The sequence below is a fragment of the Acidovorax temperans genome, from assembly GCF_028596105.1.
In the GTDB taxonomy this organism is placed as follows: Bacteria; Pseudomonadota; Gammaproteobacteria; order Burkholderiales; family Burkholderiaceae_C; genus Acidovorax; species Acidovorax temperans.
The window spans coordinates 3382351-3393704 of the sequence record NZ_CP117193.1; the positions used below are offsets into that span (position 1 = coordinate 3382351).

An 11354-nucleotide genomic window follows, 5' to 3' on the forward strand; every position below is an offset into this window, starting at 1 on the left:
CTTGCTGGGGAGCACCGGGAATGCTGACCACTTTGTCATCAAGCATTACCCTGCGCACACCGAAGCCCGTAAAGACTAGCAATCTAACAAAGCCAGTACGGCAATGTAAACGCCGCGCTAGCTCGTGCAGATCCGCTTGAATACCAAAGAGCCATTGGTGCCACCAAAACCAAAATTGTTTTTGAGGGCCACATCAATCTTCATATCACGCGCCGTGTTGGCGCAGTAGTCCAGATCGCACTCTGGATCCTGGTTGAAGAGGTTGATCGTTGGGGGCGCCTTCTGGTGATGCAAAGCCAGCACTGTGAAGACGCTTTCGATGCCGCCGGCCCCGCCGAGCAAGTGACCGGTCATCGACTTGGTCGAACTCACCACCGTACGTTTGGCGTGATCGCCCAGCGCAGCTTTGATGGCGTTGGTTTCGTTCAAATCACCCAGGGGCGTTGAAGTGCCGTGGGCATTGAGGTAATCGATCTGATCAGCGTTGACACCTGCATTGCGCATCGCACTGATCATGGCTCTGCGAGGACCATCCATATTGGGAGCGGTCATGTGCCCTGCGTCAGCACTCATGCCAAAGCCACCGAGTTCAGCGTAAATCTTGGCACCGCGCGCCTTGGCGTGTTCGTACTCCTCCAGCACCATGACACCAGCGCCTTCGCCGAGCACAAAACCGTCACGGTCTTTGTCCCAGGGGCGAGAGGCCGTCTGCGGGTCATCATTGCGCGTTGAAAGCGCACGCATGGCCGCAAAGCCGCCAATGCCCAGCGGAGAAACAGTGGATTCAGTACCGCCAGCAACGACGATGTCGGCATCGCCGTACTCGATCATGCGTCCACCCTCGCCAATGCAGTGCAAACCGGTGGTGCACGCAGTCACGACGGACAGATTCGGCCCCTTGAAGCCGAAACGCATGGAAACATGACCAGCCACCATATTGATGATGGAGGCTGGCACAAAAAATGGGGTAATGCGCCGGGGGCCCCGGGCGGCATACTCGATATGGGTGTTCTCGATCAGCGGAAGCCCGCCGATTCCAGAACCGATAACGCAGGCGATGCGGGTGGCCAACTCAGCGTCGAGCGCCTCGCCTGTGGGCAAGCCCGCATCCTGCACAGCCTGCGCTGCCGCAGCGATCCCAAAATGAATGAAGGAGTCCATCGCACGCGCATCTTTTGCGCTGATGTACGACTCCAGGTCAAATCCCTTGACCTCACCCGCAATCCTGCAGGCGAAGTTCGACGCATCGAACTTGGTGATGAGGTCAATGCCGGATTTTCCGGCGAGGATGTTGGCCCAGGCATCAGCCACCGTGTTACCCACGGGGCTGACGCAACCCAGGCCGGTCACGACAACGCGACGACGGCTCATGCGTGAAAACCTTCTACTGATCGCTCGAGTCAGGCGCAGGGCGCCGCTCAGGCCTTCTGGTGATTGTTGGCGTAGTCGATGGCGTTTTGCACCGTGGTGATCTTTTCCGCGTCTTCGTCGGGGATCTCGATGCCGAACTCGTCTTCCAGTGCCATCACCAGTTCCACGGTGTCGAGGGAGTCAGCGCCGAGGTCAGCCACGAAGGACTTCTCGTTGGTAACTTGGGACTCTTCCACACCGAGTTGTTCGGCAATGATTTTTTTGACGCGTGCTTCGATATCGCTCATGGTTTCCCTCTGGGGGTTGTGAATGAATCCGCGATTCTAGCCGCTAAGGAGATTCCCCCTTAGCAGCCCGCCGTCCGGATGAACCGGCGTTAACTTGTCTCAATTACATGTACATGCCGCCATTGACGTGCAATTCCTGCCCCGTCACATAGCCAGCCTCATTGGAAGCCAGGTAGGCCACCGCATGCGCGATGTCCTGCGGCTTGCCCATATGGCCCAATGGGATCTGCGCATTGAGGGCTTTTTGCTGGTCTTCGGGCAGCACAGAGGTCATATCGGTCTCAATAAAACCGGGCGCCACGCAGTTGACGGTGATGTTGCGGCTCCCCAGTTCGCGAGCCAGCGCACGGGTCATGCCCGCCACACCTGCCTTGGCGGCCGCATAGTTGGCTTGCCCTGGGTTGCCCGAGGCGCCCACCACGCTGGTGATGCTGATGATGCGACCAAAGCGCTGTTTCATCATGGGGCGAATGGCAGCACGGCTTACTCGGAATACGGCCTTGAGATTGGTATCCAGCACCGCATCCCAGTCCTCATCCTTCATGCGCATGGCCAGCGTGTCACGGGTGATACCCGCGTTGTTCACGAGCACATGCAGGCCGCCTTGCTGCTTGACGATGCCGTCGATCAGGGCTTCCACCGCGGCGGCATCGTTCACATTGAGATTGGCACCCCGGCAACCAGGGTAAGCGGCCAGTGCCTGACCGATGCGCGCAGCGCCTTCGTCAGTGGTCGCGGTGCCTACCACCTGGTAGCCGCGCACGGCCAATTCCAGGGCGATGGCGGCACCGATACCGCGCGAGGCACCGGTTACCAGAGCCACCTGGGATGTCTTTGTCGAATCCGTCATTTCAATGCCTCCATCACTTCAGCCAACGTGGCAGGGTCGAACAAAGGCAGGCCTGTGAGTTCAGCGTCAATCCGCTTCGTCAGCCCTGCCAATACCTTGCCCGGCCCCGCTTCCACCACATGGGTGATGCCACGCGCCTTCAAGGCCTGCACACACTCGACCCAGCGCACAGGCCCGAACGCCTGGCGATAGAGAGCGTCGCGAATTTGTGCCGCATCTGTGCGAACCGCCACGTCGATGTTGTTGACAACAGGAATTTGCGGCTCAGCCAGCACAACAGATTCCAGAGCCACGCGCAGCTTTTCAGCGGCCGGCTTCATCAGGCTGGAGTGGAATGGCGCAGACACCGGCAGTGGCAACGCACGCTTGGCACCCGCAGCCTTGAGCACCTCACAAGCCTTCTCAACCCCGGCCTTGGTACCTGCAATCACCGTCTGGGCAGGGTCGTTGAAATTGACCGCCTCGACCACTTCGGCGCCGCCCAGAGAGGCCACAGCCTCCGCGCAGCCAGAAATCACCTTTGAAGCCTCGAGCCCCAGGATGGCAGCCATGGCGCCAGCACCGACCGGCACAGCCTCCTGCATGGCCGCCGCGCGCAGGCGCACCAAAGGCGCAGCCTGCGCCAGGGTCAACACACCTGCTGCCACCAGCGCCGAATACTCACCCAATGAATGACCCGCCAAAGCTGCGGGCTTGGCACCGCCAGCCGCACACCATGCGCGCCAGGCTGCCACACCAGCCACCAGCATCACCGGCTGGGTATTGGTCGTCAGGGCCAGCACCTCCTTGGGGCCTTCGTGGATCAAACGGGCCACATCCTCACCCAAGGCCTCAGAGGCCTCTTGCAACGTCTGCTGCACAGCAGGATGGTCGCCCCAGGCGTCGAGCATGCCCACAGCCTGCGAGCCCTGCCCCGGAAAAACAAATGCGAATGACTTCATAATTTTCTAATCAAAACATGCTCTAGCGCTTATACAGCAAGCGCAAGCAGCTACATTTTCAATAGCACAGCACCCCAGGTGAAGCCACCACCCACGCCCTCCAGCAGCACCGTCTGACCGGGCTTGACCTGACCATTGCGTACCGCATGGTCCAGCGCCAGAGGGATCGATGCCGCAGAGGTGTTGCCATGCTGGTCCACCGTGACCACAACCTTGTCCATGGAGAGCTTCAGCTTGCGGGCCGTGCCCTGCATGATGCGGATGTTCGCCTGGTGCGGAATCAGCCAATCGATGTCCGACTCCGTCAAACCAGCCTTGGCAAGCGCTGCATGGGCCGCCTTTTCCAGCACCCCCACCGCCAGCTTGAACACTGCCTGGCCGTCCATCTTCAGCAGAGGATCACCCAAGACTTGTCCACCCGACACATTGCCGGGAACGCACAGAATGCCCACATGCTTGCCGTCGGCATGCAGGTCACTGGACAAAATACCGGGGGTTTCAGACGCCTCCAGCACCACAGCGCCTGCACCATCGCCAAACAGCACGCAGGTCGTGCGGTCATTGAAGTCGAGAATGCGGCTGAATACTTCAGCGCCCACCACCAGTGCCCGGCTGGCAGCGCCAGACTGGATCATGGCGTCGGCCACCGACAGCGCATAGACAAAGCCGCTGCACACCGCCTGCACATCAAAAGCCGGGCATCCGTTGGCCCCCAGCTTGTTTTGCAAGATGCAGGCCGTGGAAGGAAACACCATGTCTGGTGTGGACGTCGCAACAATGATCAGGTCAATATCTTGGGGCTGAACACCAGCGGCTTCCAAGGCGTTGCGGGCGGCTTCCAGACCCAGGTCGCTGCTACCCACCTCGGGGTCGGCAAAGTGCCGGGCACGAATGCCGGTGCGTTCCACAATCCATTCGTCAGAAGTTTCAATACCGCGCTGCGCGAGCTCGGCCACCAGATCGGCATTGGTCAGGCGGCGGGGGGGCAAACTGCTGCCGGTGCCGGTAATGCGGGAATAACGTCTCATCAATGTGTCGTCGCCGAAACACCGGTCTTGGCTTGCGCATCTGCGGGCGCCAGAAGGGGCGCTGCATGCGCAATCCGCGTCCGGACACGGTCGAGCAGGTTGTTTCGGGCTGCATCATACGCCCGGTTCAAAGCCTGCTCGAACGCGAGAACATCTGCCGATCCGTGGCTCTTGAAGACCAGACCCCGCAGGCCCAACAGCGCTGCGCCGTTGTAACGGCGGTAGTCCATGCGCTTCATCAACGCTTTTAGAACCGGATAGGCAATGATCGCAGCAGCTTTGGTCAAGATGTTGCGAGAAAACTCGTTTTTCAAGCCGCCAATGACCATGGAGGCAACACCTTCGCTGGCCTTGAGGGCCACATTGCCCACAAAACCGTCACACACCACGATGTCCACGGTGCCCTTGAAGATGTCGTTGCCTTCCACATTGCCGTAGAAGTTCAAATCACCGGAACTTGCTGCTGTTCGCAGCAATTCGCCCGCTTTTTTGATGACTTCGCTGCCTTTGATGATTTCTTCGCCGATGTTGAGCAACCCCACAGTGGGCTCGCCCCCCTCCTGCAAAGCAGAAACCAGGGCAGAACCCATCACGGCAAACTGGAGCAAGTGTTCTGCGGAGCAGTCCACATTCGCACCCAAATCCAGCACCGTGGTGGCGCCTCCCTGGGCGTTGGGCAATTGCGTGGCGATAGCTGGGCGATCAATGCCATCCAGCGTCTTCAACAGATAACGGGCAATGGCCATCAAAGCGCCCGTGTTGCCAGCCGACACCGCGGCGGCGGCAGCGCCATCCTTGACCTGCTGGATGGCTACGCGCATAGAAGAATCTTTCTTCTTGCGCAAGGCCACTTCCACGGGGTCATCCATGGCGACGACCTCAGAGGCAGCCACGATGGTGGCACGGTCGTGCGCGAACGATTGAAGGCTTTGAGGCAAGCCCACCAACAACAAACGCGCCTGGGAATGGGTTTCTAGGAACTGGCGGCACGCCGCGAGCGTGACGCGGGGGCCGTGATCGCCCCCCATGCAGTCAACAGCCAGTGTGATCATGGGCGACTTGTCCAGCCAACGGCCTTGGCCAGAAGATAAATACGACGGTCAAAACAAAGGCCCGCACTACAAGATGTAGTTGCGGGCCTTGAATGCAGCTGAAATCAGGCTTCAGACTTGTTCTTCAGCACTTGGCGGCCACGGTAGAAACCGTTGGGGCTGATGTGGTGACGCAGGTGTGTTTCACCGGTGGTGGGTTCCACAGCGGTGCCTGGCACATTCAGTGCATTGTGCGAACGGTGCATGCCGCGCTTGGAGGGAGACTTTTTGTTTTGCTGAACTGCCATGATGGCTCCTGGTCTTGAATAGGGTTGGTAAAAACGCGATCAGCCCAATAAGACACGAGGGGGATTCGCGAGAAGCCCTCGATTATAGCCCAAACAAAAATTTATGTCCCTTTTCCGTCCTTGCGAAGAGCAGCCAGCGCAGCGAACGGGTTGGGTTTTTCTGAGTTGGCCACCTCAAAGTCGTCGTCGGAGGAAGCCAGGGGAACAGACGTAGGGCACTCCTCGTGGCGTGGCACCACGGGCAACGCCATCAGCAGTTCGTCCTCGATCAGCTCGCGCAAGTCGAACTCTCGGCTCAAAGCCAACAGATCCTCATCACACTCTTCATCCAGAGCTTCGGCCGTAGCTTCGTCTGCCACAAACCGGAAGGAACGCTCCACGTCCAGCGGGACATCGACCGGGGTAAGGCAACGCTGGCATTCCATGGGAAAGCTGGCGTGCACAGACAGGTGAAGCCAGATTTGCCCTGGACCTCCTGCTTCGGGTCGGATTTCGGAAACCGCTTTCCAGTCCACGAGCAGATCCGGGTGCAAGCCTTTGGCCTCTTGCGCCAAGCGCTCATATTTCAGGAGCGAATCATGACCTGACAGATGGCCTCCCGCTTGGGCGAAAGCCTTGATGTCAAGCCGGTCGGGGGAGTATTCCTTGGTCATGGCGGCAGTGTAAGAGAATTGGCGCATGCATGAATCCCCCACCCTGCCACGCCCTCTGGTATTGGGCTCCACCTCCCGCTATCGGCGCGAACTGCTGTCGCGCCTGAACCTGCCTTTCGATGTGGCCGCCCCCGAAGTCGATGAAACCCCTCACGACCGAGAGCCTCCCAAAGAGCTTGCCCTTCGGCTTGCACTGGCCAAAGCGCGGGCGGTCGCAGCACTCCACCCCACCGCCGTAGTCATTGGATCCGACCAAGTAGCCGATTTGGCGGGGCACCCCTTGGGCAAGCCGGGCAACCATGAAAAAGCCACGCAGCAACTCCAGGCCATGAGCGGTCAAACTGTCATCTTTCAAACGGCTGTTGCTGTCGTTTGCGCGGAAACGGGTTTTGAACAGGTGGATCTGGCGCCGGTGGAGGTGAAATTTCGCCCCCTCAGCTCCGCAGAAATTGAAAGGTATCTGCGCGCAGAAGAGCCCTACGACTGCGCAGGCAGCGCCAAAAGCGAAGGGTTGGGCATCAGCCTGCTGGATGCCATCCTGAGTGACGACCCCACCGCCTTGATTGGCCTGCCTTTGATTCGCACGTGCCGCATGCTGCGCGCCGCCGGGCTGGTGCTGCCATGAGCCAAGCCACCACCCCCTCGCCGGTCGCTGCGGTCACAGCCTCTTCCGACCCAAAACGGGGCCGCCTGTTCCTGGTGCCCGCACCGCTCGACTTTGGCTGCGAACAGCAAGCGCCGCTGGAAGATGCCCTGCCGCGCGCCACGATTGGGCAAGCAGCCCAGCTCAGCCACTGGATCTGCGAAAACGCCAAAAGCACCCGCGCGTACCTCAAACGCGTAGACGCCATCCAGGCGCTAGCCACCCCCATTCAAGCCCAGCAGATCACCGAACTCCCCCGCGAAGTTCACAAAAAGGGAGACCATGGTGACAAAGGCGCCCCGGTGTTTGACGCACGCCCGTTGCTGGCGGCAGCCCTGCAAGGGCACGATATGGGCCTGGTCAGCGAAGCGGGCATGCCCGCAGTGGCCGACCCTGGCTCCTCCATCGTGCGGGCTGCCCACGACCTGGAAGTCCCGGTAGTTCCGCTGGTCGGCCCGGTTTCGCTGCTACTGGCCCTGGCTGCCAGCGGCATGAACGGACAAAACTTCGCCTTTGTGGGCTACCTGCCCCAAAGTGGACAGGAACGCACCCAACGCATCCGCGAGCTGGAGTCATTTGCCCTCAAAACCGGGCAGACACAGGTGTTCATCGAGACTCCTTATCGCAATGCAGCACTGTGGCAGGCGCTAACCCAAACACTGCAAACCAACACCCGGCTGGCCATGGCCGCAGGGCTCACGCTGGAATCCGCCAAGCTGTGTAGCTTGCCCGTGAAGCAGTGGCGGCAACGAGAGATCCCTGTAGACAACCGCACTCCCACGGTGTTCCTCATCGGCCGGTAATCCTCGCGACACCCACCCAACCCTGATAAAAAAGCCCCGGCAGCCCCCACAAAAGAGGCTGCCGGGGCTTTTTTTAAACCCGCGCCGCGGCACTTAACGCAATTGCGGTGCGGCTATAGAAGTCGCAGCTTTGGCTGCGCCTGCCCCCATAGCCGCGCCAAAGCGTTTGACCAGACGCTCGGCCACGTTATCGCGGCGGGTGTAGTCGATGATGTCTTCCGCCTTGACCACTTCACGCGCCACATAGTCCAGGTTGCCCAACTTGTCTGCCAAGCCCATTTCCACAGCCTGCTGCCCAGTCCAGAAAAGCCCACTGAACGTTTCAGGCGTTGTCTTCAGTCGGTCGCCCCGACCGGCCTTCACCACGGCAATAAACTGCTGGTGGATTTGATTCAGCATGGCTTGTGCATAGGTGCGCTGCTGCTCAGTCTGGGGGCTGAACGGATCCAGAAAACCCTTGTTTTCCCCGGCCGTGAGCAAGCGACGCTCCACGCCCAGCTTTTCCATGGTGCCGGTAAAACCGAAACCATCCATGAGGACACCAATGCTGCCGACGATGCTGGCCTTGTCCACGAAGATTTCATCGGCAGCGGCAGCAATGTAGTAGGCCGCCGAGGCGCAGGTTTCTTCCACCACCGCGTACACCGGCTTGTTGTGCTTGGCCTTGAGGCGGGTGATTTCGTCATTGATGATGCCCGCCTGCACCGGGCTGCCCCCTGGGGAGTTGATCAGCAAGACCACCGCCTTGGAGCCCTCGTCTTCGAAGGCACTGCGCATGGCAGCCACCACAAACTCGGCGCTCGCCTCTGCACCCGAGGCAATTTCACCCTTGATGTCCACCACCGCTGTATGCGGTGCGCTCTTGTTGGCACTGGGCGACCCTTGCAGCATCGCTCCCCAGAAAATGGCACCCACCAATAGCAGCCACGTGAACCGGAAGAAGATCTTCCAGCGCCGGGCAGCTCGCTGCTCCGCCAAAGACGCCATAGCGAGCTTTTCCAGCACTGCACGCTCCCAGCCCGGCTCACCCGCCGGGGCGTTTTTGGGGCCCGCCGCGGCGGGTGCAGGCGCTGTGGCCTGCGCAGCCCACAGATCAGACGCAGGCAACGAATCTGGCGCACCGCCAGGGGTAGGGGATGGAGGGGTATTTGGTTCAGTCATGCAAAGCCTCCCGCTGCCTGACCAGTCCTAGGAAAAGCGCTGGACAGCACAGCGGACAAAGAAATCAAGATACGACTCAAAGTACGCATCACAACACCACGGGTTGTAGGTTGTAAGCAGTATGCCAGCGCACTACGCCATCGCTTTCCGATAGGGGAATTTTCACCAAACCGCCACGGCACGGGCCGCCAGCACACGACCCCGTATCGGGCGCGTACGCAGCACCGTGGGTTGCGCACAACAACCATTTCCCGGAATCATCGAAAAAACGATTGGGTTGGTAATCCATTTCCATGGCCACATGGGTGCAGCGGTTCAGATACGCATGGGCAACGCCCTGGTAGCGAATGGCAAAAGCCCGGCAGGTCTGCCCGCCGTATTGCACATCGAAGGGCACGGCCAAGCCGCCCTCCTGCAGATCGGCGCTGGCGCACAGGGCGATCACAGGCTCAGACATGATTGCCCTTTGCAGCGAAACCAATATTGCGCTGCCACATCGCTCAGGCTTCCTCCAACAGCCAGCCATGCAACTGCGCCACTGAGTGCGCAACAAACAACGGCTTGAGCTCATGGAAAGCATCCGGCTCGTGGGCGCCGTAGCTGACCCCCACGCTGGCACAACCCGCATTCAGCGCCATTTGCAGGTCATGGGTGGTGTCACCGATCATCAGCAGCCGCTCGGGCGGCACGTCGAACTCGGCCATCAGCTCCTGCAACATCAGCGGGTGGGGCTTGCCAGCCGTCTGGTCTGCCGTGCGGGAGCCGTCGAACATGCCGCGCAAGTCCACGGAATGCAGCACCTCGTCCAGGCCACGCCGGCTCTTTCCGGTGGCGACCGCCAGCAGATGGCCGCGCTGGCGCAAGTCGTTCAGCATGGGCAACACCCCGGCAAACAAGCTCAGGTCGTTCTGGTGCTGCAGGTAATGAAAGCGGTAGCGGTTGCCCAGCTCCTGGTATTTTTCTGGCGGCACATCAGGCGCAGCATGTGCCAGCGCTGGAATCAATGCCATGCCAATGACATAGGCAGCCTCCTTGTCAGAAGGCACGGTGCCGCCCACATCCCGCACCGCTTCCTGGATAGAGCGCACGATGATGGCAGTAGAGTCGTACAGCGTGCCATCCCAGTCGAAGGCAATCAGGTCAAAACGGCGCGAGCGGGCGGGGGACGGCATGGCGGGTGTGATCAAGCGGAGGGAATGAATTCTGCCAACTCGGAGGGCAGCGGCGCGTTCAAGGTGATGCGCTCGGCGGTGGCGGGGTGGCTGAACTGTAACCGCCAGGCGTGCAAAAACATGCGCTTGAGCCCAAGCTTCTGCAACCGCTTGTTCAGGTCAAAGTCCCCGTACTTGTCGTCGCCCACGATGGGGTGCCCCTGGCTGGCGAGGTGAACCCGAATCTGGTGGGTGCGACCGGTTTTGATGGTCACCTCCAGCAGCGTCATGGCGGGCAATCCTTGCAGGGGCCGCGCAGGCACGGCCTGCCGCACCTTCACCAAAGTAATGGAGCGCATGCCGTCCGGGTCGTCTGCAGTGGTGACGCGCACGCGGCGCTCACCGTCGGCCTGCAGGTATTTGTGCAGGGGCAGGTCAATGACCTTGTTGCTGGGCGCCCATTGGCCCGTGACCAACGCCAGGTAAGTCTTGCCCGTTTCCCGCTCGCGAAACTGGTCTTGCAGGTGAGTCAGCGCTGACCTTTTCTTGGCCACCAGCAGGATTCCCGAGGTCTCCCGGTCCAGCCGGTGCACCAGCTCCAATAGCTTGGCCTGCGGACGGGCTTGCCGCAACTGCTCAATCACGCCAAAGCTCACGCCACTGCCCCCGTGCACGGCCACACCAGCGGGTTTGTCGATGGCGAGAAGATGCTCGTCTTCCAGAAGAACCGGAAACTCGCGCGCCGGCGCTGGGCGCTCGGCCTTCTCGGCCACCTTGTCGGAGACGCGCACGGGCGGCAGACGCACCATGTCGCCCTGCTCGACGCGGGTGTCGGCGCTGGCGCGGCCTTTGTTGATGCGCACTTCGCCGCTGCGAATAATGCGGTAAACGTGGGTCTTGGGTACGCCCTTCAAATGGCGTATCAGGAAGTTATCGAGCCTCTGGCCAGCGGAATCTTCATCGACTTCGACCAAGCGGACTGCAGGAGGGTTGGTAGCCGGGGCCCCGTCCAGCGGTGGTTTGCCCCCTATAATGTGTTTCACCTGCGCGTTGTTTTGTAAGTGGTTGATTTGTCTGGAGTTTAGTCCACTCAGCCTTGCTACTTGCGCAGGCAGGTCGATGCCAGC

General features: G+C 60.5%; 14 protein-coding genes. 2 read left to right on the top strand and 12 right to left on the bottom strand.

Features of this window, described 5'->3' with window-relative positions; genetic code table 11:
- Positions 1-117: 117 nt before the first annotated feature.
- The 8 genes from fabF to PQV96_RS15940 form a co-directional block, all read right to left on the bottom strand.
- The gene (gene fabF, locus PQV96_RS15905) at positions 118-1371 is read right to left on the bottom strand and encodes a beta-ketoacyl-ACP synthase II (protein ID WP_273623529.1); all 1254 of its coding nucleotides are present in this window, start codon (positions 1369-1371) and stop codon (positions 118-120) included.
- 47 nt (positions 1372-1418) lie between these two features.
- Positions 1419-1658 carry an acyl carrier protein gene (acpP, locus tag PQV96_RS15910; RefSeq protein WP_044397886.1) on the bottom strand — a complete coding sequence of 80 codons (240 nt, stop codon included), beginning with the start codon at positions 1656-1658 and terminating at the stop codon, positions 1419-1421.
- Positions 1659-1761: 103 nt separating this feature from the next.
- The gene (gene fabG / locus PQV96_RS15915; RefSeq protein ID WP_066696424.1) at positions 1762-2508 is read right to left on the bottom strand and encodes a 3-oxoacyl-ACP reductase FabG; all 747 of its coding nucleotides are present in this window, start codon (positions 2506-2508) and stop codon (positions 1762-1764) included.
- Positions 2505-3449, bottom strand: a complete 945-nt coding sequence (gene fabD / locus PQV96_RS15920; RefSeq protein WP_273623530.1) for an ACP S-malonyltransferase — start codon at positions 3447-3449, stop codon at positions 2505-2507. The genes fabG and fabD overlap by 4 nt, the downstream gene beginning before the upstream one ends.
- Before the next feature lie 50 nt (positions 3450-3499).
- Positions 3500-4477, bottom strand: a complete 978-nt coding sequence (locus PQV96_RS15925) for a beta-ketoacyl-ACP synthase III (protein ID WP_066784720.1) — start codon at positions 4475-4477, stop codon at positions 3500-3502.
- Positions 4477-5529 (bottom strand): phosphate acyltransferase PlsX, encoded by a 1053-nt coding sequence (gene plsX / locus PQV96_RS15930; RefSeq protein WP_044397882.1) that lies wholly within the window; start codon positions 5527-5529, stop codon positions 4477-4479. The genes PQV96_RS15925 and plsX overlap by 1 nt, the downstream gene beginning before the upstream one ends.
- A 104-nt stretch (positions 5530-5633) precedes the next feature.
- Positions 5634-5816 carry a 50S ribosomal protein L32 gene (gene rpmF / locus PQV96_RS15935; protein ID WP_044397881.1) on the bottom strand — a complete coding sequence of 61 codons (183 nt, stop codon included), beginning with the start codon at positions 5814-5816 and terminating at the stop codon, positions 5634-5636.
- Positions 5817-5917: 101 nt separating this feature from the next.
- Positions 5918-6469 (bottom strand): YceD family protein, encoded by a 552-nt coding sequence (locus PQV96_RS15940; protein ID WP_273623531.1) that lies wholly within the window; start codon positions 6467-6469, stop codon positions 5918-5920.
- A 25-nt stretch (positions 6470-6494) separates the two neighbouring features.
- Here PQV96_RS15940 and PQV96_RS15945 point away from each other — a divergent pair, with 25 nt between their 5' ends.
- Both PQV96_RS15945 and PQV96_RS15950 read left to right on the top strand, forming a co-directional pair.
- Entirely contained in the window at positions 6495-7094 is a 600-nt protein-coding gene (locus PQV96_RS15945; protein WP_273623532.1) for a Maf family nucleotide pyrophosphatase, read from the top strand.
- Positions 7091-7915, top strand: coding sequence for an SAM-dependent methyltransferase (locus tag PQV96_RS15950; protein ID WP_066696459.1), 825 nt, complete (start codon positions 7091-7093; stop codon positions 7913-7915). The genes PQV96_RS15945 and PQV96_RS15950 overlap by 4 nt, the downstream gene beginning before the upstream one ends.
- A 93-nt stretch (positions 7916-8008) precedes the next feature.
- Here the strand turns inward: PQV96_RS15950 and PQV96_RS15955 are convergent, their stop codons facing one another.
- The 4 genes from PQV96_RS15955 to PQV96_RS15970 all read right to left on the bottom strand — a co-directional run bounded on the left by PQV96_RS15955 (position 8009) and on the right by PQV96_RS15970 (position 11270).
- Entirely contained in the window at positions 8009-9076 is a 1068-nt protein-coding gene (locus tag PQV96_RS15955) for a S49 family peptidase (RefSeq protein WP_207373464.1), read from the bottom strand.
- Positions 9077-9164: 88 nt separating this feature from the next.
- Positions 9165-9533 (bottom strand): Rieske (2Fe-2S) protein, encoded by a 369-nt coding sequence (locus tag PQV96_RS15960; RefSeq protein ID WP_207373463.1) that lies wholly within the window; start codon positions 9531-9533, stop codon positions 9165-9167.
- A 43-nt stretch (positions 9534-9576) separates the two neighbouring features.
- Entirely contained in the window at positions 9577-10248 is a 672-nt protein-coding gene (locus PQV96_RS15965) for an HAD family hydrolase (protein ID WP_207373516.1), read from the bottom strand.
- An 11-nt stretch (positions 10249-10259) separates the two neighbouring features.
- Complete coding sequence (locus PQV96_RS15970) at positions 10260-11270, bottom strand: RluA family pseudouridine synthase (RefSeq protein ID WP_207373462.1); 1011 nt, start codon at positions 11268-11270, stop codon at positions 10260-10262.
- Between the last annotated feature and the right edge of the window lie 84 nt (positions 11271-11354).

Bases quoted from the DNA above. Each gene is read 5' to 3' on its own strand.
- fabF (WP_273623529.1), bottom strand. From the start codon at position 1,371: ATGAGCCGTCGTCGCGTTGTCGTGACCGGCCTGGGTTGCGTCAGCCCC.
- acpP (WP_044397886.1), bottom strand. From the start codon at position 1,658: ATGAGCGATATCGAAGCACGCGTCAAAAAAATCATTGCCGAACAACTC.
- fabG (WP_066696424.1), bottom strand. From the start codon at position 2,508: ATGACGGATTCGACAAAGACATCCCAGGTGGCTCTGGTAACCGGTGCC.
- fabD (WP_273623530.1), bottom strand. From the start codon at position 3,449: ATGAAGTCATTCGCATTTGTTTTTCCGGGGCAGGGCTCGCAGGCTGTG.
- PQV96_RS15925 (WP_066784720.1), bottom strand. From the start codon at position 4,477: ATGAGACGTTATTCCCGCATTACCGGCACCGGCAGCAGTTTGCCCCCC.
- plsX (WP_044397882.1), bottom strand. From the start codon at position 5,529: ATGATCACACTGGCTGTTGACTGCATGGGGGGCGATCACGGCCCCCGC.
- rpmF (WP_044397881.1), bottom strand. From the start codon at position 5,816: ATGGCAGTTCAGCAAAACAAAAAGTCTCCCTCCAAGCGCGGCATGCAC.
- PQV96_RS15940 (WP_273623531.1), bottom strand. From the start codon at position 6,469: ATGACCAAGGAATACTCCCCCGACCGGCTTGACATCAAGGCTTTCGCC.
- PQV96_RS15945 (WP_273623532.1), top strand. From the start codon at position 6,495: ATGCATGAATCCCCCACCCTGCCACGCCCTCTGGTATTGGGCTCCACC.
- PQV96_RS15950 (WP_066696459.1), top strand. From the start codon at position 7,091: ATGAGCCAAGCCACCACCCCCTCGCCGGTCGCTGCGGTCACAGCCTCT.
- PQV96_RS15955 (WP_207373464.1), bottom strand. From the start codon at position 9,076: ATGACTGAACCAAATACCCCTCCATCCCCTACCCCTGGCGGTGCGCCA.
- PQV96_RS15960 (WP_207373463.1), bottom strand. From the start codon at position 9,533: ATGTCTGAGCCTGTGATCGCCCTGTGCGCCAGCGCCGATCTGCAGGAG.
- PQV96_RS15965 (WP_207373516.1), bottom strand. From the start codon at position 10,248: ATGCCGTCCCCCGCCCGCTCGCGCCGTTTTGACCTGATTGCCTTCGAC.